The 917-nt window shown below is 69.6% G+C and carries 1 protein-coding gene; it reads right to left on the bottom strand.

Features of this window, described 5'->3' with window-relative positions; translation table 11 throughout:
* A partial coding sequence (locus CGX12_RS19320) for an ABC transporter permease (protein WP_368073563.1) occupies positions 1-917 on the bottom strand: 917 nt, incomplete at both ends.

Genomic DNA, 917 nt, shown 5'->3' with positions numbered 1-917 from the left:
CCGCCAGCGCCGCCGCCAGCCATTCCCAGCGCAGCGAGGCCGTGATCAGCCGCTCGCCGGCGCCCAGGGTGCGCAGCAGCACCAGCTCCCGCCGGCGGCTTTCCAGGGTGGTCTCCACCTGGGCCAGCAGCACCAGCAGGCTGGCGCCGGTCACCAGCGCCATGATCACCAGCAAGGCCTGGCTGACCTGGGCCAGCACCTGGCGCAGTTGATCGAGCAGGGCCTCCACATCGAACACCGTGATGGTGGGGAAGGCACGGATCAGCTCCACCTCCAGGGCCCGCTGTTCCGGCGGCAGGTAAAAACTCGCCAGCCAGGTGGCCGGATAATCCGCCAGCACGTCGGGGCTGAAGATAAGATAAAAGTTGGGCTTCATGCTGTCCCAGTCCACCTGGCGGATGTTGCGTACCTCGGCCGACACCTGCTGGCCGGCCAGATCCAGGGTCAGCCGGTCGCCAATCGACAGCGCCAACCGTTCGGCCAGGCCCGACTCCACCGACACCCCGCCGGGGGCGGCCGACCACTGGCCGCGCAGGAGGCGGTTGCCCTCGGGCAACTGCTCGCCAAAGGTCAGGTTGAGCTCCCGTCCCAGCCCGCCACCCCGCTCGCTGTCCACATCCGGCGCCGCCGGGACACCGTTGATCTCGGTCAGACGGCCGCGCACTATGGGGTAGAACAGGGAAGTATCCAGCCCGGCCTGGTACAGCCGCGCCCGGATGGGCTCCCGCTCCTCGGTGGCGATATTGATCAGGAAGCGGTTGGGGGTATCCGGCGGCAGCCGGGCCAGAAAACCGTCCACCAGTTCGCCGCGCACCACCCACAGCAGGGTGCCGAGAAAGAGCGCCAGGGCCACGCCGCCGAACTGCACCAGGGTCGCCAGCCGCGCCCGCTGCAGCCGGCTGACCGCCAGCCGGAAG

Source organism: Zobellella denitrificans (genome assembly GCF_002237365.1).
GTDB lineage: Bacteria > Pseudomonadota > Gammaproteobacteria > Enterobacterales > Aeromonadaceae > Oceanimonas > Oceanimonas denitrificans.
This window is presented reverse-complemented; position numbering and strand designations above follow the sequence as displayed.